The sequence below is a fragment of the Bacillus cereus group sp. Bc010 genome, assembly GCF_027716745.1.
Lineage (GTDB): Bacteria > Bacillota > Bacilli > Bacillales > Bacillaceae_G > Bacillus_A > Bacillus_A pacificus.
In genome coordinates this window covers 1-19,988 of the sequence record NZ_JAQFUY010000023.1, presented here as the reverse complement: position 1 = coordinate 19,988, position 19,988 = coordinate 1, and the positions used below count along the sequence as shown (strand labels likewise).

Here is a 19,988-nt window from a genome sequence, read left to right as displayed (position 1 = left end):
AAGAATTCTGATTAATCTGTATTTTAATATTTCAGATAAAAGATATATGAATTAAAAAAATTCTCCTGCATGTTGCAGAAGAATTTTTTTAATTCACATCTATTCTTTTTTATCACCAATCGCAAATGTAATTTCAGCTTCACATGCAACTTCACCATCTACTGTTGCAATTGCTTTTCCTTTTCCGATTGGACCACGTACACGCGTCATTTCTACTTCTAGACGAAGTTGATCACCTGGACGTACTTGTTTTTTGAAACGACAATTGTCGATACCTGCGAAGAAAGCAAGTCTTCCGCGGTTTTCTTCTTTCTTTAATACAGCAACTGCTCCAACTTGTGCTAATGCTTCTACAATAAGTACACCGGGCATAACTGCGTAGTCAGGAAAGTGCCCGTTAAAGAATTCTTCGTTTGCGGATACATTTTTAATTCCAACCGCTCTTTTTCCTTCATCTACTTCTAATATTTTATCAACAAGTAAAAATGGATAGCGGTGAGGAATGATTTCTTTAATTTGTTCTATATTTAGCATATAACAATCGCCCCTTTTGTAATATTGGTCTTACCACTTGGACATATTGTTTATTATCCCATTTTGTTTATTGTTTGTCATTATAAAGTGAAACTTTACTTCCTATTTATAAAAAAATGCATACACTCTATTCTCTTAAAGTAGTTGCACATCCTTGCAACTGACACGGAGGTAGAAAAGAGTGTATGCCCAGATTAGGGAAAGGCAATATGTATTAACACATGATTTGCCTTAATGTCGTATTCGACTCATTATATTATAAACGTTTTCAAATAAGGAAATATTAAATTTAACCATATATATGAATATTTTACCTATATTCTTCGTTTTTCTTTATTTTTCTTCTATTTTCTCAAAAAATCGAAATAAAAAAATAAAAATACAAAAAAAGAACTAAGGTTTACACCTTAGTTCCTTTCACTTTATCGTAAAGCACGCTTTGGTAATCTATCGATATTCTCTAACATAATACCTGTACCAACCGCAACGCAGTGCATTGGGTTTTCAGCAATTAATACTGGTACTTTTAGTTCTTCTGCTAGAAGCATGTCGATACCGTGTAGTAAAGCTCCACCGCCTGTTAGAATGACACCGCGGTCGATGATGTCCGCTGATAATTCTGGTGGTGTGCGCTCTAGTACGCCTTTTGCAGCTTGTACAATAACAGCCGCATTTTCTTTTAATGCTTCTGTAATTTCTTCTGAGCATACTGTAATTGTACGTGGTAAACCTGTTACCATGTCACGTCCGCGAATTTCAAGTTCTTCGCTACGTGCACCTGGGAATACTGTACCAACTTTAATTTTAATATCTTCTGAAGTACGTTCTCCAATTAATAGCTTATACTTACGTTTAATGTAGTTTAAGATCTCCATATCAAACTTATCGCCAGCCATTTTGATAGAGGAAGAGGTAACAATATCACCCATAGATAGTACAGCGATATCTGTTGTACCTCCACCAATATCAACAACCATGTTACCGCTTGGTTGGAAGATTTCCATACCAGCACCAACTGCGGCTACTTTTGGTTCTTCTTCTAAAAATACTGTTTTACCACCTGAACGTTCAGCAGCCTCACGAATTGCTTTTTGTTCTACTGATGTGATATTTGTTGGACAACAAATTAAAATGCGAGGTTTTGAAAAGAAGCTCTTTACGTCCAATTTGTTAATGAAATACTTTAACATTGCTTCTGTAATTTCGAAATCTGCGATTACACCATCTTTTAGTGGACGAATGGCTACAATATTACCAGGCGTACGTCCCACCATACTTCTTGCTTCTTCACCTACTGCTAATACTTTACCTGTGTTACGATCAATAGCAACAACAGATGGCTCATTTAATACAATACCCTTACCTTTAACATGGATTAATACGTTAGCCGTACCTAGGTCAATTCCGATATCTCGCGCAAACATTCCCGTCTTTTCCTCCTCGATATTCAAAATCAGGTTACACCCGAATTCTTTTACACCTAATTTCTGATTTTATCATAAATTTAACAGAAACGTAATATTCGCAAAAAGAATTCTTCTGAAAAATATTACCGAATTGAAACGGAATGTTTGCGATCGCATATTTATTGACGTACCGGCTTTTCTACATCTTCTTTTCTATACTTTTGTTTTGTTGCTTCTCCGCCTCTTAAATGACGAATAGACTTATGATAATCAAGAATTTCTTTCACTTCATTTGCGAGCTCTGGATTAATTTCTGGTAGACGTTCCGTTAAATCTTTATGGACTGTACTCTTTGATACCCCAAATTCCTTTGCAATGACACGCACTGTCTTTCTTGTCTCCACGATATACTTACCAATCTTGATAGTTCTCTCTTTGATGTAATCGTGCACACCACTCGCCTCCCTAAATTGGATGTGAGAAGGGTGAAATGAGCCTCGCTGCATACGACTAAGAAGTAAGTGTGAGTGCTGTTTGTAAGCGTTAAACATTCTTGGATTTATAATGAAATGATTCACGATTTCTCACCTCAAACACTCTCTTTGCTTTGGTTTATACCATTGTATTGCCCGCACTACTGATATATGCTACATGTTCACTATTTTTGCGGACTAAGTTAAGAAAAATTACGTTTTTTTGTGAGAAATACGTTAACAGTGACTATTTTGGCGAAAAAAAATGACACCTTATATATAAGGCGTCATTCTTCTCGTTCTAACTCTTCTTCTAACAATTGATGGTGGGGAACCTCTTTCTTACCGGCAATGTAATAATATAAAGTAAATAAAACAAACAATAAAATAATAGCAGTCGACAGAACAAACAAAAATGACACAGTATCCCCTCCTTTTTGTAATATATATTCGTGAATCTCGTCATTTTTCCTTGTTATTGCAACTTTTTTCTCGAAATTGAGTATTTTTATATGGAAATAAAAAAATCAGCTCTCCTAGTGAGAACTGATTTTTTCACTTTCTTATTCTTGTGAAGAAGAACTGTTAGATGATTCTGTAGAACCATTTGTTAATTTTTCTTCTTTCTTCGGTTCTTCTTTTTTGTCACTAGTTGAACCGCTAGTTGATTTCTCTTCTTTTTGAGACTTGTCTTCTGTTTTACTTTCTGGTTTCGTGCTCGTTGACTTTTCTTCTTTTTGAGATTTGTCATCAGCTTTTTTACCAGAAGCGTTCGTTGCCTTTGCAGCACCTGCATCAGCTTTAATTTCTGCTACTGACTTATTTAAGTAGCGCTCAGGGTTCACAGCCACATTGTCTTTACGTACTTCAAAGTGAACGTGAGAACCTGCTTCTTTATTCATTGCACTTAGACCGGATTTTCCTAATACTTCACCTTGTACAACTCGTGCACCTTTTTCTACTTTTACACTGCCTAAACTTTGATAAGAAGCTGCTACACCATTTCCGCTATCGACTGTTACAACATAACCAAGAAGTGAATCTTTTTCAGCCTTCGTTACTGTGCCACTTAAAGCAGCTGTAACATTGAATTCTTTTCCATTCTTCGCAGCAATGTCAATTCCTTTGTTCGGGGAATATGTGTTGTTATAAAAGACAAGTGCTTTTTCTTGTTCCGCCTCAGTTGCTGCATCTTCATAGAACTTCTTCTGTACGACTACTTCTGCATTAGCAGGAGCTGGCATTTTCACTACTTCTGAAGACTTCGTTACTGGTACTGCTGGATCTTCCGTTTGTGTATACGGCGTTGCTTGATCTTGGTTCGGAGTCTTCTTCGTATTAGCTCCTTGGAACCATAGCGCAACCATTAAAATTACCGCTGCACAAGCAATGTATAGTGCCGGAAATACCCATCTTTTTTGAAATAAATGTACTACCTTTTGCGACTTTTTATTATTTCTTCCTCGCATTCCATCATCACCTCAGCAATCATTTTGAACAATATTCACGCATCCTATACAACGTATAACTAATTACTTTTCGACAAAATCTGTAAAAATATGTATAGGAATTGTAAAATTTCCGAGGAAATGATAGAAAATAGAAAAAACTGAGCGTTTCGGCTCAGTTTTTAATCTAATTGTTTCTTTTTATACACGATTAAACATGCAATAAGTGAAATAATAAGCCAAGCTCCAACATTTATCATATGCCCACTAATACTACTAAACCCAGCACCCTCTACTAAGCTTTTAATTGCCTTTTCAAGATGAAATGTTGGAAGATAACTAATCATTGTCTTAATTACTTTATTTTCAACCATTGGCTCAAATTGTACAGCTAAATACATCGTCATTAATATTGGCATTCCAATTAGTGATGTTTGTGGGACAGACTCAGCTAGTAATCCAATCACCGTTCCAATTAAAGTAAATAGAATTGTTCCACATAAGAAAACAAATGCTAGTAATAAGAAATTTCCACTTAATTGATCTAAAATGAATAAGTTTACAATAGAAATACCTAGCGTTAAACATGCTGTTAATATACTTTTCCCAAGAAGAACTTCAACAGAAGAAGCTGGCGATAGCATTAACACACGCAATGTATGTTTTTCTTTTTCTTCTGCGATTACCATCGATTGAACAAACCCAGCAACAAATAGAAAGGCCATTAAAGTAATAATGCCAACCCCTGCACTCCCTTGTCCAAACCTGCTATATATAAATGCAAATATAATTGGTAAAGATGCCATTAGCAGCACTTGTGAATTTGCCTTAAAATCTTGTACTTCTTTTCTAAAAATAGCTGATACACGTCTCATTGAAAATGTCATTATAATCCCCTCCCAGTAACTTCAATAAAGATATCGCCTAGCGTTGGCTCGTGAGAATGGATAGATAATAGCTCTCCTTTTTTCATCCATTCTGAAATGCGTTTTGCACCTAATTCATCTTTTTGTACCGTTTCTTTCTTCTTATCCTTTAACACGACTTGTATTTGATCTTTCGCGTATTGTAAGCGAAGGTTTTCCGGTGTATCAAGCGCTACAATTTCTCCGCCGCATAGAAAGGCGATGCGATTACAAAGCGTCTCTGCTTCTTCCATGTTGTGCGTCGTTAAGAAAATTGTCGTTCCTTCTTTATTTAAATCTTTTAAGACTTTATGAATGTTTTGTACGTTTACTGGATCGAGTGCAGATGTTGGTTCATCTAAGAAGAGGATATCTGGTTTATGAAGGATTGCTCTAGCTAATGTAACGCGCTGCTTCATTCCCTTTGATAGTTTCTTTACTAATGTTTTTTTATCATCTAATAAGTTCACTTGCGCTAATACTTCATCGATTCGTTCTTTTTTACAATTGTATAAGTCACAAAATAGTAGTAGATTATCATAAATGCTAAGTCTTTCATATAAACCGCTATTGTCTGTTAAAATACCAATTCGTTTATAATCGATGCTGCTTGGTCCTGTAATATCTTTCCCTAATACTTTTACCGTTCCAACGCTATGAAGTAATTGAGAAGTTAATATTTTTACTGTTGTCGTTTTCCCAGATCCACTCGGTCCGAGGAATCCAAAAATTTCTCCTTGCTTCACCTCAATATTTACATTTCGAAGTGCCGTTTTTTCGTTGAAACTTTTCATTACATCTTTCATTTCAATTGCCAATGTCATCTCGTCATCCCCTTTGTTTTTTTCTTTTATAGATGAAAGTCGCTTTAGCGCTTTTCGTTTGTTTGTTTCGCTTTTCTTGACTCAATCATATGAAAATCAAAGGGTTTACGCAGTAAAATACCGGTAAAAGGAGTATTTTTACCGGTGAATGGATCGTATTTTGAGCTTATTGGAGCACTTTTTATAGCCCAATTACACCTTTCAACTCATCCATTCGTCCTTTCGAAAGCGGAATTGAACTTTTTCTTTCGTCGTCTAAAATTAAGCTGAAACTGTTACGAGTCCAAGTAATTACTTCTCGTACTCTTTGTAAATTCACAAGATAAGAACGATGACATCTAAAGAAACCAAAACCTGTTAATCTTGCTTCTAGTTCACTTAATGTTAATGTGCATACGAAATCCCCTTCACGAACGTGAATATGTGTCACTCCGTTTTGCGTTTCGATGAAATGAATTTCCATCGGATCAAGTAAAATGATTTTATCATTCACTTTCGCTGGTATTCTTTCTAACTTCATTTGCGGAATCATTTGAACGACTTTTTCTTCATCGACTTCTTCTGCTTCCTCTCGTTCGATTTCTACTTTTTTCACACCATCATTGTTTAATATGTATACATCTTCTGTTAACGAAAGGGCATCCGATAGGAAAGATGATGTAATAAAAATCGCCTTTCCTTGCTCTTTCATTTTCATAATTGCTTTTCGAATCATAATCGTACTCTCTGTATCTACATTTTGCTCTGGTTCTTCCAAAATAACTAAATCCGGATTATGAATCATCACTCGCCCAATATGAAGACGACGTTTCTCTGAAAATGATAGTTTTTCTATTTTAACGTTTAATTTATCTAAGAGGCCGACATATTGTACAACTTCTTCTATACTCATATTCGATTCATACAACCCTATTAAAAAATTAAAGTATTCCTTCACCTTCAAACGATCATATGCTTCATCTTTCAAAAAACAAAAGCCGATGCGAGAATAATTTCTCTTTCCAATCGCTTCACCTTCAAATAGCACATTGCCAGTTGAAGCTTCTTCCTGACCAATAATAATGCGGTGTAACACTTTAGCTGTATGGTTATTACATTGCAAAACAACACATTTCCCCTTCTCAACCTTCAGTTCAACTGTCGGTAACTGGTTCGTCTTCCCTAACTGTTTCAACTCCAGTAACGCCATTTTGTCTCCCCCAAATACTTTTTATCCTATTATACCAAACAGTTAATGGAAAATTATGATATTTTAAACAAAAAAGTAGGTGCCAGGAGACCCTGACACCTACTTCTTCACCATCAACTTACCTTCATAATCGTTCATCGTCTTTATTTCGACACCTTTATAATAATGAGCGACGATATCTGTATATTTCTTTCCTTCCGCCGCCATACCATTCGCTCCATATTGGCTCATGCCAACGCCGTGGCCGAAGCCTTTCGTCGTAACAACGATTTTATCTCCCTCTTGTTTCCACGTGAAATCAGAGGAGCGTAAATCTAATTTGTCACGTACATCTCTTCCGGTTAATGTTTTCCCCTGAAATGCTACATCTTTTACACGCTTTCCTTCCGTACGCCCTTTAATATCACCAACTTTTCCGTCTGCTAGCACTTTCACCCCGAGACGTTTTTGAAAATCAGCTACTGTAAAAGTTTGCTCGCTCGTAAATTTCGGAGAAGCTTGATCCCACGGACTATCTACGCTCTTTAAGTACGGATAATCATTTCCCCAATAATCAGCCGCATTTTCTGTCCGGCCATTACTCGTTGAGAAGAAGGATGCTGAGATTGGTTTTCCCTCATACGTTAAAACTTGTCCTGCGGTTTTTGAAACAGCTTCTTCAATTTTCTTCAAATTATTTTCGTAGTTATTGCCCCATTGTTTCTTCAATTCTTCTTTACTTTTGTACACTTGATCTTTCACCGTATCTGTCACGTCCGCATTGTTTTTCTTACCTCCGCTTAGCATACGCTGCACGACAAATGTTCTCGCTGCTAATGCCTGCGCCTTTAGCGCCTCTATTTCAAAACTGGCATTCATCTCAGAAGCTACTACACCGGTCACATACTCCTCCATAGGTAATGACTCTACCTTTTTCTGTTTCTCACGATATACAGCAACTTGAACCGCTGTATCCACTTTCCCTGGAGCTGGTATACTTTCTATCGCTGGAGGAGTTTTAGAAGCTGCTTTTTCCTCTACTTTTGCTTTCGCAAACGGAATCACAAGAGCAGCAGGTACAATGATAACGAGCGCTATGAGAAGCGCTACTGTAATAAAAAGTGGCTTTGAAAATTTCATCTTATTTCCCCCAATATAAAGTGAAACTTTAATCAGTGGGGGTTTCCTTCATCCCCCACTGATTATTAGTTGAACCAATCGTGCTTTTATGGGCAGCCCGACCCCCACCTAACTTCTTTGCTTTTGCTGAATTTTGAGGTGTGGGTCTTACTGCCCATTAAAGCGGGATAAAAAAAGCTTTACTCCATTCATTCTTATGGAACAACTCTTTCTTTTAGAACATACTTAAGGGGATCCATATAAAACAAAAATTTTCTAAATATTTTTACTGGTACGTGCATAAGTATAGAATTTCTTGACTATAACAGTAATAAGCCCAAAAAAATAGCCCCTATGTCAAAAGACATAGAGACTATTTCAATTAAGCGTGAAGATCAGAAACTTCTTGTTCTTTCACTTCTTCTACTTTTTCGTTTACACGTTCAATAGTTGCACCTAATGCAGCTAATTTCTTATGGAAGTTTACATAGCCACGGTCAAGATGTTTTAACTCAGTTACACGAGTGTAACCTTCTGATACTAAACCAGCTAAGATTAATGCAGCTGCAGCACGTAAATCAGTTGCTGCTACTTCAGCACCTTGTAAGCTGTTTGGACCGTTCATAATAACAGAACGACCTTCGATTTTAATATCAGCATTCATACGACGGAATTCTTCAACGTGCATAAAGCGGTTTTCAAATACCGTTTCTGTAATCATACTTGTTCCATCAGCTTGTAGTAATAATGCCATCATTTGTGATTGCATGTCTGTTGGGAAACCTGGGTGAGGCATAGTTTTAATATCAACCGCTTTTAACTTATCTGGGCCGATAACACGTACACCTTCATTTTCCTCAATAATTTTAACACCCATTTCTTCCATCTTCGCTGTAATTGAGCGTAAATGTTCAGGCACAGCATTTTCAATTAAGATGTCTCCACCAGTAATTGCCGCTGCAACCATGAATGTTCCCGCTTCAATACGGTCAGGAATAATAGAGTGGTTTGCACCATATAATTTATCAACGCCTTCGATACGAATCGTTCCAGTTCCAGCTCCGCGTACTTTCGCTCCCATCGCATTTAAGAAGTTAGCTAAGTCAACGATTTCTGGTTCTTTCGCTGCGTTTTCAAGGATTGTTGTCCCTTTTGCTAATGTAGCTGCAGACATAATGTTTTCTGTCGCGCCCACGCTTGGGAAGTCTAAATAAATTTTAGCTCCTTTTAGTTCTCCCTCAACGTATGCCTCAACAAAACCGTTACCAACCTGTACTTTTGCTCCCATTGCTTCGAAGCCTTTTAAATGTTGGTCAATTGGACGTGAACCAATTGCACATCCACCAGGAAGTGCAATACGAGCACGACCGTTACGTGCTAATAAAGGTCCCATTACTTGAACAGATGCACGCATTTTACGTACATATTCAAATGGTGCTTCAATGTTTAGCTCTTTAGAAGCATCAATTGTTACTTGGTTATTTTCAAATACGACTTCAGCATTTAAATGACGTAATACCTCATTAATTGTGTATACATCAGACAAAACTGGTACTTCAGATAGTACATTCTTTCCATCACTCGCTAATAGGGCTGCAGCGATTATAGGTAATACAGCATTTTTTGCGCCCTCAACACGCACTGTGCCTTTTAACCGCTTTCCGCCACGGACGATGATCTTTTCCAAATTATTCCCCTCCGTGTCCTTTTTTCAGTATCTATTCACTCAATACTCAGAAGTTATGATCGGTGTGCCAACCACAATTGTATCTTTGTTGTCTGTAGAACGTATTGCTATTTGCACATTTATTTTCTCTCTATTTGTTGAAAGAGCGTCATCCCACTTTTTATTGTATGCGGAGACTGACACAAATGCTCTTTCTTCTATCTGTTCGATCGCTCTTGCTGAAAGATCTTTCAAAACCTGATTGGTTTTATTTTGCAAAACACCTTCAATCTTATCATTCAGTACACCTTGAACACAAGTGTAAATTATAGGTTTTTCACTAAAAATTTTATTCGTTTTCTGAATATACTTCGGGTCCCATTTTGCCCCGCTTACTTCAAAGATAATGAAAGTGTTTTCTTTAGTATTTTCCTTACTCCAAGTTACTACTACTCGTTCTTCATAAGAAGAATACTTTTTATAGGATGTAGCTTTATATCCATCTGGAGATTGCTCTAATTCCCACTTTTGAATATTCGCCTTATCCTTCACATCGTTTAACAACTTTTGAAACGTATGTATATTAGAAATTGTTTTTGTTTCTCGTGCTAACCATGACCATTTCTCTACTTTAGCATCATTTTTCTCTACAGCTGCGATCATGTTCTCCATCTTCTGTTCATCGCTGATTGGTTTCATCTCTCTATACCCAACCAAAAATAAAACAACACTTAATGCAACAATAAGAATGGCTTTAAGCTTCAATTTCATCCCCTCCTATCCCCATTGTTAACGGAGATTTGAGGTTCTATACACTTACTTTACTAAATACGTTAAACTCTTTGAATAGCCTAAATAATCAAGGAAAAAGTTACTTACAGATGTCCCAATTGCAATTGTAATTAAGATGAGTAATACTCTCGTCTGCATCACCTTTCCAGGCTTCATTAAACGCTCAATGTGAATACCTTGTAAGGCCCACCACGTAATGGTAATAAACAATAAATGCGAAACGATGGCAATCAGTGCTTGTTGCCCTAAAAGATGTGCCAAAAAACCGACTCCTTTTTACCCAGCTACTACTTACGAAACACTATAAAAACGATACCATAGTAAGTAGGAGCCACACTTTTTCAAATACAAATAAGCATCTTACATTTTACATCGTAATTTTCTCTTTAAAAGCGTATACTTATATGCATTTTCAATCGTAGTTCACACAAAATAAAAAGCGCAGAGTAACGACTCCACACCTTTTATTTTCACTATTGTACCACGTTCCCTAAGAAGAAGAAATCTTTCATTAATGGAAAATATTCATAAAAGAAATTGTACCCAACCATCGGCATAATCCCTAGTATTACAATTGAAATTGCGCAAAGGCTCATCACAACCTTTATATTGAGTGGCAAACGAATTTTCTCTTCTACTTCTCCCGTACGGAAAAACATTTGCTGTAAAATACGGAAATAATATACGAATGAAATGACTGTCGTCCCCATCATAATAGAAGCTAGTACGTAATGAGCTGGCTCTACATGAAGGGCCCCTAAAAAGATGTTAATTTTCCCAATGAAACCAGCTGTTCCTGGTATCCCCGCTAGCGATAAAATAAAAATCGTCATCACGATCGCTGTAAATGGCGACCTTTTATATAATCCAGTGAAAATGGTCATATTTTCTTTGTCGCTTTGTAAGATTAAGCCGTGGATAATTGCAAACGCGCCTATATTCATAAGCATATACGCAAGCATGTAAAACCACATGCTATCCATCGTAAATGGCGATACTGCTACAAGCGGTACGAGTAAATATCCTGCATGTGCGATTCCTGAATAAGCAAATAAGCGTTTTACGTTATATTGCTTTAATGCGACTACATTTCCAATAATCATCGTAATACTAGCTAGCACAGCGATGTATATGCTCATACGTCCGTATAAAGATTGCATGTCTCCTTGCACCGATACACTTGCAAAAACCATGAGGAACAGACGAATAATGAGTAAGAACCCAGCAATTTTAGAAATCGTTCCAAGAAAAGCGGTAACAGGTGTAGCCGCTCCCTCATACACATCAGGCGCCCACATATGAAACGGCACTGTCGCAATTTTGAATGAAAGCCCAACGAGTAATAGTAGAAATGCGAGAGCTAGCAATAACTGAATACCACCAGCCAGTTCCCCGGCAAATACTTTTTGCATATCCACGATATTAGTTGACCCTGTAATACCGTACAAATAACTCATTCCAAAAAGCGTAATTGCCGTTCCAATTCCTCCATTAATGACATATTTCATTGCTGCTTCATTTGATGCACGGTTCTTTTTTCGTATTCCTACTAAAATGTAGGAAGAAAGTGAAAGCAATTCTAAACCGACGAAAAGTGTAATGAAATCAACGCTAGAAGCCATAAACATCGCCCCAAGAAGCGCCATTAAAAATAAGTAATAATATTCTCCCTTATCTTCAATTGGATTTTTCTTATCGTCGCTCATTGCGATGCATAAAATGAGGGCCGCCCCGCCTAACAACAACGTTTTAAATCCTTTTGAAAATCCATCTAACACAAATGATCCATTTAAAATATCTCCCGCTGGTTCGCTATATAGCGTAATTAGTGACACGATTGCTAATACGACCGCCGCGATTGCACCAAGTGCTACGTATCTATGGTTCAGCTTAAAAAACAAATCACATATGGAAAGAAGGATGGCAGCTCCGAGAATAATGAATTCTGGCACCATGAGATGCCACGATAAGCTAAGTAACGTATTCATATCCATCCTACTTCACCCCCAATGTTTTCAACGTATTTTGAAGCGGATCCCCTAGTATTTCTGGCATTACGCCAATTGCAATAATGCAGAAGATAAGTAGCAATATAGGAACATACTCCCAACCGTGTATATCAGCTTTCGCTTCCCACTCTTTCTTACCAAATGTTACTTGCAGCGTTGCTCTTAATACGTATACAGCGGTTAAAATGATGCCAAGTACTCCTGCCGCAGCAATAACTGGCTCTCCTTGGAATAAACCGAGAAAGGCAAGAAATTCGCTAACAAATCCGGACATCCCTGGCAATCCAAGCGATGCCATTCCTCCCGCTAAGAAAAAGCCGCTAAGTACCGGTACACTTTTTGCAAGTCCGCCAAGCGCTGTAATATCCGACGTTCCAAAGCGCTGTTCTATAACACCAAGTAAGAAAAAGAGTAAGGCCGCAATTAAACCGTGCGAAACAACTTGGAATAAAGCGCCTTGTGTACCTGGTGCATTTAACGCCCCAAGGCCCATTAATACAATACCCATATGTGAAATACTAGAGTAAGCAAGCACCTTCCGGAAGTCCGTTTGAATGAGCGCTAAGAAGGCTCCGTACAATAAATTAATGACCCCTAAAATCGCAATGAGCGTTGCAAACTCGCGAAAGTATTCCGGGAATAACCCCTGTCCGAAGCGGATTATACCGTATGCTCCAATCTTCAGTAAAACACCTGCATGAAGCATAACTACAGCCGGATGTGCTTCAATATGTACATTGACCATCCAGCGATGTAACGGGAAAACGGGTAGCTTAATTGCAAAAGCAATCATTATACTAAGAAACAAACCGAACTGTAAGCTATTTGGGACAGCCATTCCTCCACCAGCACCTACACTCGTTAATATTTCTTTAAGCTCTGTAATATTGGTTGTACCTGTTTTCGCAAATAAAACCGAGAAAACGATGAGCAAAATAGCGGAGCCAATACCGTTATATATTAAATAACTATAAGCAGCCTTTTCACTCGACAATTTCCCCCACTTCCCAATTAATAAAAACATCGGTGGCAATGTAATTTCAAAGAAGATAAAGAACAATATTAAATTTTGAGCAGTGAAGACACCGAGCATCCCTATTTCTAACATAAGTAACAGCATATAAAATGCTTTCAAGTTTCTTTTAATAGTAAATGCTGCAATCGCTGCAAGCATCGCTAGAAGGGACGTTAGTACCATCATAATGAGCGATAAACCATCAATACCAAGCTCGTAATAAATGGAAAACCACCTTTTATCCACCGCTGCAAAATCCCCAAATGTAATCCATTTCACTTTTTCATCAAATAGAGACAAACTCTTTCCAGAAGCATATGTACAAGCGAGGACGATAGCGATTCCGAATGGAAGCGCTGTTCCAAATAAACCGAGCGCTCGCACTGTACGCGATTCTTTTTTCGGTGTGAATGTAAGTAAGAGAATTCCTAAAAGCGGGGAAAAAATGAAGAACGTTAATAACAAATCATTCATCGTAAATCCCCTCCCGTATAGAGCAAAATAATGAAGAGTACTGCAAGTGAAACGGCTGTTACAGTCCCGTACACTTGTACATTTCCGTTTTGGAGTCTAGAGCCAATTCCACTTATCCCTTTCACTAAGCTCCCTATTAAAACGGCAATTCCTTCGACTACATACACTTCAAATAGGCGAAGCACATGAGCGATTCCTTTCGTAATAGGAAGCACCGTCATATTGTATAATTCATCCACATAATATTTTTCTTTCAAAAGTTTATAAAGAGACGAGTCCTCGCCACCAGCCCAATCTCTAGAAATAGATTTCTTGCCATATATGACATATGCAAGAGCAATCCCTGTCAAAGAAACGAGCGTCGCAACAATCATAATCCAAACTGGCCCGTGCCCCTCTCGCACTTTAAACGCTACATCTTTCGTAAGCCAATCTCCGAGAAACGTTCCAAACCACGGTGTATTTATATAGCCTGCCACGACTGCAAGAACGCCAAGGACAATCATCGGATACGTCATGATGCGGGGCGATTCATGCACATCTTCCTTCGTCTTCGCTTCCCCCGTAAAGACAAGAAAGTATAGGCGGAACATGTAGAACGCTGTTAGGAATGCTGCAAGTATCGCTAAGACGAATAAAACGTAATTGCCGTTCATCCAAGCTGCCGCTAAAATTTCATCTTTACTAAAGAAGCCGGAAAGGAGTGGCACACCACTAATTGCAAGAGTACCGATTAAAAATAAGGCACCCGTTACTTTCATCTTCTTCTGTAAACCGCCCATTTTATTAATGTTTTGCGTATGCACTGCATGAATGACACTTCCTGCTGCCAAAAATAGTAATGCTTTAAAAAAAGCGTGTGTCGTTAAATGGAACACACCAGCTACATAACCGGCAGATCCTAGTGCAAGCATCATATACCCGAGCTGGCTAACTGTAGAATAAGCAAGTACTCTCTTTATATCCGTTTGTACAAGACCGATGGAAGCTGCAAAGATTGCAGTGAAGGCTCCAACAATTGCTACCGTCTGCATCGCCACCGCACTTGCTGAAAATAGCGGAAACATCGTTGCCACTAAATATACGCCAGCTGCGACCATTGTCGCCGCATGAATAAGTGCCGAAACAGGCGTCGGCCCTTCCATTGCATCCGGTAACCACGTATGAAGCGGGAACTGACCTGATTTCCCCATCGCTCCGATAAAAATTAAAATCGCCGTTATTGTAATCATTGTCGGAGTCAGATCACCCGTATGAATCGCTCTAAAAATTGCGTCATATTCAAAACTACCTGCATGCCAGAAAATTAAGATCATCCCAATAAATAAACCGACATCGCCAATACGTGTCATAATAAAAGCTTTTTTCGCAGCAGCCTTCGCTTCTTCTTTAAAGAAATAAAAACCGATGAGTAAGAACGAACCGAGGCCGACTAACTCCCAAAATATATAAAGCTGTAATAAATTCGGTGATATAACAAGCCCGAGCATCGCAAATGTAAAGAGTCCTAAATAGGCATAAAAGGTTGGTAATCTTTCCTCACCTTTCATATAACCTTTCGAATACACGTGTACAAGTAAACTCACAAGTGTAACGATAAACAGCATTAAAGCCCCTAATGCTGTCACTTCAAAGCCAAATGATATATCAATATCTCCAGCTCTAAGCCATACCCACTTATGCTTCACTGGTACTGTCGAAAACCGTTCTATTAATACAAGTACCGCAAATATAAAGGAGAGAAAGACGAAGAAAATACTAAGTACACTGCTTCCTTCTCTAATTTTCTTCCCGAATATAATTAATAACAAAAACGAAACAAGCGGGAAAAGCGGTATGAGCCATGCATAATCGATCATTGTTTCCTTCCCCCTTTTCGGTCACAATGTTATCCTTTAAGCGTATCCATTTCATCTACATGAACTGTCGTACGATTACGATATAAAGCAATTAAAATGGCGAGTCCTACCGCCGCCTCCGCTGCTGCTACGGCCATCGTAAACAGAGAGAAAATTTGCCCTGTTAAATTTGGGAACAAACCTAATTTACTAAACGCTACTAAATTTAAATTGGCTGCGTTCAGCATTAATTCAATACAAACTAATACAATTACTGTATTGCGCTTCGTTAAAGCTCCAAATAAACCGATGCAAAATAAAATAATCGCAAGCGTTAAATACGCAGAAGCAGGAACGCTACTCATTGGAATCCTCCTCTTTCTCATCCTTCTTCGCAAGAATAATTGCGCCAACAAGTGCTACAAGTAAAATAACTGAGGTTAGCTCAAATGGAATAATATATTTTGAATAGAGAAGTGTACCGATTTGAAGTGTGTTTTTTTCATGGAGAGGTAAACTTCCTTGTGTGCTTTCATTTGCAAAATCAATATTGTTAACAGCGAAATACATAACTGCCCCAAATGCTACAACCGCAAAGAAGATAATCCATTTTCGAAGCGTAAGACGTGATTCATTTTCTGCGTTATGTTTCGTTAACATAATGCCAAAAATCATAATAATTGTGATCGCACCCGAGTAAAGTAAAATTTGTGCAACCCCGATAAATTCAGCTGATAAAAGAAAGTACAAACCTGCAATGCTGAGAAATGTCAGAACGAGAGCTAGCATCATATGCATGACTTTCGTTAAATTCAACATAAGAACGCCGCCGATAATTGCAGACAAGGATAGTATAAAGAATGCTATAAACTCGCCATTCATGCTTTATTCTCCTTCCTGACGTTTTCATCGTTTTCATCGAGCCACTGCAAATTTTTAAATAAGTCATCCCGTGAATATTCCGCCAGTTCAAAGTTATTTGTCATAACAATCGCCTCTGTCGGACAAACTTCTGTACATAAATCACAAAGAATACAAATTTCAAAATTAATATCGTACGTGTCGATAATTTTTCCTTTTTTCGTAGGATCCGGATGTTTTTTCCCCGTTAACTGAATACAGTCTGTCGGACAAATGTTGGAGCACTGGTTACAAACGATACACTTTTCTGGATAAAACTTTTGAATCCCTCGAAAACGATCTGGCAATGGCAACGGTTGGTTCGGATAATCATAAGTTACCTTCTTCTTACTCAAATTGCTTAGTGTATATTTTAGTCCTTTAAATAGACCTTTCATCTCTTACTGGCACCCCCCTCATAGATTAGAAGAATAACTCCTTAATCAATGCCGTTAAGAAAATATTTGCAAGTGCAATTGGCAATAATACTTTCCAGCCAAACTCCATTAACTGATCACCTCTTATACGTGGAAACGTAACACGGAACCAAATTAATAGAAAAACTACACTGCTAAACTTTAAAGCAAACCATACGGCACCTGGGATAAATCCAAGGAACATAACTGGATTCCATCCGCCTAAAAAGAGCACTGTAATTAAAGATGCCATCCCGAAGAAATATACGTACTCTGAAAGCATGAAGAACGCCCAGCGAAACCCTGAGTATTCCGTATGATATCCAGAAACAAGCTCCGACTCAGCTTCTGGTAAATCAAACGGCGTCCTATTTAACTCTGCTACTGCTGCGATTAAAAATACGATGAAACCGATTGGTTGCACGAAAATATACCAAACATTTTCCTGCGCTGCTACGATTTCATTTAAATTTAGGCTACCAGCTAATAAAACGATCCCGATTACACTCATTACGAGCGGAATTTCATAAGAAATCATTTGCGCCGCTGCGCGCATCCCCCCTAAAAGGGAATATTTATTATTCGATGCCCATCCTCCGGTTACGACACCAATCGTCGTAATGCCAGAAACAGCAATGTAATACAGTAAGCCTACGCCAATATCTGCGAACTGAAATTTATCAGTAAACGGGATGACTGCAAGCACCATAAATGCTGGAGCGAATGCAATGACAGGCGCTAATATAAATAACGGTTTATCTGCCGCCTTCGGAATACTATCCTCTTTCAGTAATAGTTTTAAAACATCGGCTACCGTTTGCAACAGACCAAACCGGCCTCCAACTTGGTTTGGCCCAATCCGCCCTTGCATAAAACCCATCACTTTCCGTTCTGCCAAAATTCCATATGTAACGAAGCCAAGGACTGCAAATAATAGGAGCACCGCTAATCCGAAAAAAATGAAGAAATTCGTCCAGCTAGAAGGTGATTGTAAGAGCGTTTCAATCATTAGCCATCAACCTCCCCAAGTACAATATCCACTCCACCTAAAATCGTAATTAAATTGGCGATGTTTTCACCTTTCAATAACTTCGGTAAAATTTGCAAATTGTAAAAAGACGGCCTGCGAAACTTCAAACGGTATGGCTCTTTCTTTCCGTCACTAGCAATATAGCAACCAATCTCTCCTCGCGGCGACTCTATACGGACGAATGCTTCCCCTTTAGGAGCCTTAATAATCTTCGGTACTTTCGCAAGTACTGCTCCTTCTTTCGGGAAATGCTGGACAGCTTGCTCGACAATTTTTAAGGACTCCTCAATTTCCTGCATGCGGCAAACGTAGCGATCCCAAGCATCCCCCACGCTCCCAACAGGAATATCGAAATCAAAACGGTCGTAAATGGAGTACGGTTCATCCTTGCGAAGATCCCAGTTTACTCCGGTGCACCGCAAATTCGCTCCGCTTAAAGAATACGAAATTGCATCTTCTTCGCTATATATACCAACGCCTTTTACACGATTTAAGAAAATCTCATTGCCACTAACGAGATCATGGTAACCCGCCAATTGCTCTCTCATATACGGAACAAATTCTTCCACTTTTTCAATCCAACCGTCCGGCGCATCCCACTTTACACCGCCGACTCTCATATAGTTAAAAGTAAGCCGGGCACCGCATAATTCGTTTAATAAATTAATAATCATCTCCCGCTCACGGAACGCGTATAAAAACGGGCTGACCGCTCCTATATCGAGAAGATTTGTTCCCCACCAAACGAGATGACTCGCAATCCTTCCAAGTTCCATTGCAAGTACTCGCAAGTATTCGGCTCGCTCCGGGATTTCAAGCCCCATCATCGTCTCTACAGCATGGCAAATGACGTAATTATTCGTCATGGCTGATAAATAGTCCATCCGATCTGTATAAGGGATAATTTGCGTATACTGTAAGCTTTCCGCAATCTTTTCAGTCCCGCGATGCAAATATCCAATAACCGGTGTAGCTTCTTTAATAATTTCCCCGTCAATCTTAATAACAAGCCTGAACACACCGTGCGTACTTGGATGCTGAGGACCTACATTCAAAAGCATTTCTTCCGTACGGATCATTTAGCTACACCTCCACATCATACGGTTCATAATCTTTCCTAAGCGGATGACCTATCCAATCATCGGGCATTAAAATACGCGATAAATTCGGATGTCCCTTAAATACAATACCGAGCAAATCATACGCTTCCCGCTCTGGCCAGTCCGCCCCTTTCCAAAGCGGCGTCACCGATTCTACTTGCGGCGCTTCCCTATCCAGCTTCACCTTTACCGCTACTGACTGTTTCTTTCCATATGAAAATAAATGAACATACACTTCCATGTGTGTCACAAAATCCGTCGCATGTAACTCTGACATATAATCAAATGCAAGTTCCTCATGGGATCGCAGTAACTCCATTACTTCATAATATTTTGAGGGTTCCACTACAAGAGTTGGCACCTCTTTGGAAAGTTTATTAATGTAGCAATCTACTAAAGCACCCTCTCCTACTTTTCCCTTAATAACTTCAACATACTGATTTAAATACAGTTGATTCACAGATGGCTCTTCCTGCTTCGCTTCCTCTTCCTTCTTACCTTCAGCACCCTTCGTCTTCGCCCTTGCAGCCGCTGCCGCTTTTGCCTTCGCTGCTGCAATTGCTTTCGCCTTGGCCTTTTCTTCTTCTGTTACTTCTTCCATTCCTTCTCTTTTTTGTTTTGCTAACGCCGCCGCTTTCGCTTTTGCCCTTTCCTCTTCCGTCACTTCTTCTGTTCCTTCTCTTTTTTGTTTTGCTAGCGCCGCTGCTTTCGCTTTTGCGGCTGCTGCTGCCTTCGCCTTTGCTTTCGCCTTTTCTTCTTCTGTTCCTTCTTCCATTCCTTCTCTTTTTTGTTTTGCTAGCGCCGCCGCTTTCGCCTTGGCCTTTTCTTCTTCTGTTCCTTCTCCTTTTTGTTTTGCTAGCGCCGCCGCTTT

At 38.8% G+C, this 19,988-nt stretch carries 21 protein-coding genes; all 21 read right to left on the bottom strand.

The window, feature by feature from the left end; genetic code table 11:
- Positions 1-99: 99 nt before the first annotated feature.
- A complete protein-coding gene (fabZ, locus tag PDQ68_RS20770; RefSeq protein WP_000931959.1) occupies positions 100-534 on the bottom strand; it encodes a 3-hydroxyacyl-ACP dehydratase FabZ in 435 nt (144 codons plus the stop codon).
- Between the two features lie 422 nt (positions 535-956).
- Complete coding sequence (gene mreB / locus PDQ68_RS20765; protein ID WP_000457987.1) at positions 957-1,958, bottom strand: rod shape-determining protein; 1,002 nt, start codon at positions 1,956-1,958, stop codon at positions 957-959.
- A 161-nt stretch (positions 1,959-2,119) separates the two neighbouring features.
- On the bottom strand, positions 2,120-2,392 hold the full coding sequence (gene spoIIID / locus PDQ68_RS20760) for a sporulation transcriptional regulator SpoIIID (protein WP_000544012.1): 273 nt from the start codon (positions 2,390-2,392) through the stop codon (positions 2,120-2,122).
- Between the two features lie 308 nt (positions 2,393-2,700).
- Positions 2,701-2,835, bottom strand: coding sequence for a hypothetical protein (locus tag PDQ68_RS20755; RefSeq protein WP_000008903.1), 135 nt, complete (start codon positions 2,833-2,835; stop codon positions 2,701-2,703).
- A gap of 141 nt (positions 2,836-2,976) precedes the next feature.
- Complete coding sequence (locus tag PDQ68_RS20750) at positions 2,977-3,882, bottom strand: stage II sporulation protein SpoIIQ (protein WP_270786936.1); 906 nt, start codon at positions 3,880-3,882, stop codon at positions 2,977-2,979.
- Positions 3,883-4,043: 161 nt separating this feature from the next.
- Complete coding sequence (locus PDQ68_RS20745) at positions 4,044-4,748, bottom strand: ABC transporter permease (RefSeq protein ID WP_061184192.1); 705 nt, start codon at positions 4,746-4,748, stop codon at positions 4,044-4,046.
- Positions 4,748-5,590: an ABC transporter ATP-binding protein gene (locus PDQ68_RS20740; RefSeq protein ID WP_061184191.1), complete on the bottom strand. Its 843-nt coding sequence runs from the start codon at positions 5,588-5,590 to the stop codon at positions 4,748-4,750. The genes PDQ68_RS20745 and PDQ68_RS20740 overlap by 1 nt, the downstream gene beginning before the upstream one ends.
- A gap of 181 nt (positions 5,591-5,771) precedes the next feature.
- The gene (locus PDQ68_RS20735; protein WP_061184190.1) at positions 5,772-6,779 is read right to left on the bottom strand and encodes a LytTR family transcriptional regulator DNA-binding domain-containing protein; all 1,008 of its coding nucleotides are present in this window, start codon (positions 6,777-6,779) and stop codon (positions 5,772-5,774) included.
- A gap of 99 nt (positions 6,780-6,878) precedes the next feature.
- A complete protein-coding gene (gene spoIID / locus PDQ68_RS20730; protein ID WP_000672637.1) occupies positions 6,879-7,898 on the bottom strand; it encodes a stage II sporulation protein D in 1,020 nt (339 codons plus the stop codon).
- Between the two features lie 361 nt (positions 7,899-8,259).
- The gene (gene murA / locus PDQ68_RS20725; RefSeq protein ID WP_061184189.1) at positions 8,260-9,564 is read right to left on the bottom strand and encodes a UDP-N-acetylglucosamine 1-carboxyvinyltransferase; all 1,305 of its coding nucleotides are present in this window, start codon (positions 9,562-9,564) and stop codon (positions 8,260-8,262) included.
- A gap of 39 nt (positions 9,565-9,603) precedes the next feature.
- Positions 9,604-10,308: a YwmB family TATA-box binding protein gene (locus tag PDQ68_RS20720; protein WP_410973915.1), complete on the bottom strand. Its 705-nt coding sequence runs from the start codon at positions 10,306-10,308 to the stop codon at positions 9,604-9,606.
- A gap of 51 nt (positions 10,309-10,359) precedes the next feature.
- Entirely contained in the window at positions 10,360-10,596 is a 237-nt protein-coding gene (locus tag PDQ68_RS20715) for a DUF1146 family protein (RefSeq protein WP_000940742.1), read from the bottom strand.
- Positions 10,597-10,808: 212 nt separating this feature from the next.
- Entirely contained in the window at positions 10,809-12,323 is a 1,515-nt protein-coding gene (gene nuoN / locus PDQ68_RS20710) for an NADH-quinone oxidoreductase subunit NuoN (protein WP_333724090.1), read from the bottom strand.
- A 7-nt stretch (positions 12,324-12,330) separates the two neighbouring features.
- Positions 12,331-13,833, bottom strand: coding sequence for an NADH-quinone oxidoreductase subunit M (locus PDQ68_RS20705; protein WP_061184187.1), 1,503 nt, complete (start codon positions 13,831-13,833; stop codon positions 12,331-12,333).
- Entirely contained in the window at positions 13,830-15,692 is a 1,863-nt protein-coding gene (nuoL, locus tag PDQ68_RS20700; RefSeq protein WP_061184186.1) for an NADH-quinone oxidoreductase subunit L, read from the bottom strand. The genes PDQ68_RS20705 and nuoL overlap by 4 nt, the downstream gene beginning before the upstream one ends.
- Positions 15,693-15,721: 29 nt before the next feature.
- The gene (gene nuoK / locus PDQ68_RS20695; RefSeq protein ID WP_000100078.1) at positions 15,722-16,036 is read right to left on the bottom strand and encodes an NADH-quinone oxidoreductase subunit NuoK; all 315 of its coding nucleotides are present in this window, start codon (positions 16,034-16,036) and stop codon (positions 15,722-15,724) included.
- Entirely contained in the window at positions 16,029-16,553 is a 525-nt protein-coding gene (locus tag PDQ68_RS20690; protein ID WP_001012803.1) for an NADH-quinone oxidoreductase subunit J, read from the bottom strand. The genes nuoK and PDQ68_RS20690 overlap by 8 nt, the downstream gene beginning before the upstream one ends.
- Positions 16,550-16,969 (bottom strand): NADH-quinone oxidoreductase subunit NuoI, encoded by a 420-nt coding sequence (nuoI, locus tag PDQ68_RS20685; RefSeq protein ID WP_000677191.1) that lies wholly within the window; start codon positions 16,967-16,969, stop codon positions 16,550-16,552. The genes PDQ68_RS20690 and nuoI overlap by 4 nt, the downstream gene beginning before the upstream one ends.
- A gap of 25 nt (positions 16,970-16,994) precedes the next feature.
- Positions 16,995-17,996: an NADH-quinone oxidoreductase subunit NuoH gene (nuoH, locus tag PDQ68_RS20680; RefSeq protein ID WP_000573429.1), complete on the bottom strand. Its 1,002-nt coding sequence runs from the start codon at positions 17,994-17,996 to the stop codon at positions 16,995-16,997.
- The gene (gene nuoD / locus PDQ68_RS20675; RefSeq protein WP_061184185.1) at positions 17,996-19,096 is read right to left on the bottom strand and encodes an NADH-quinone oxidoreductase subunit NuoD; all 1,101 of its coding nucleotides are present in this window, start codon (positions 19,094-19,096) and stop codon (positions 17,996-17,998) included. The genes nuoH and nuoD overlap by 1 nt, the downstream gene beginning before the upstream one ends.
- Before the next feature lie 4 nt (positions 19,097-19,100).
- Positions 19,101-19,988, bottom strand: an 888-nt coding sequence (locus tag PDQ68_RS20670; RefSeq protein ID WP_270786934.1) for an NADH-quinone oxidoreductase subunit C, incomplete at its 5' end; no start/stop codon positions are given.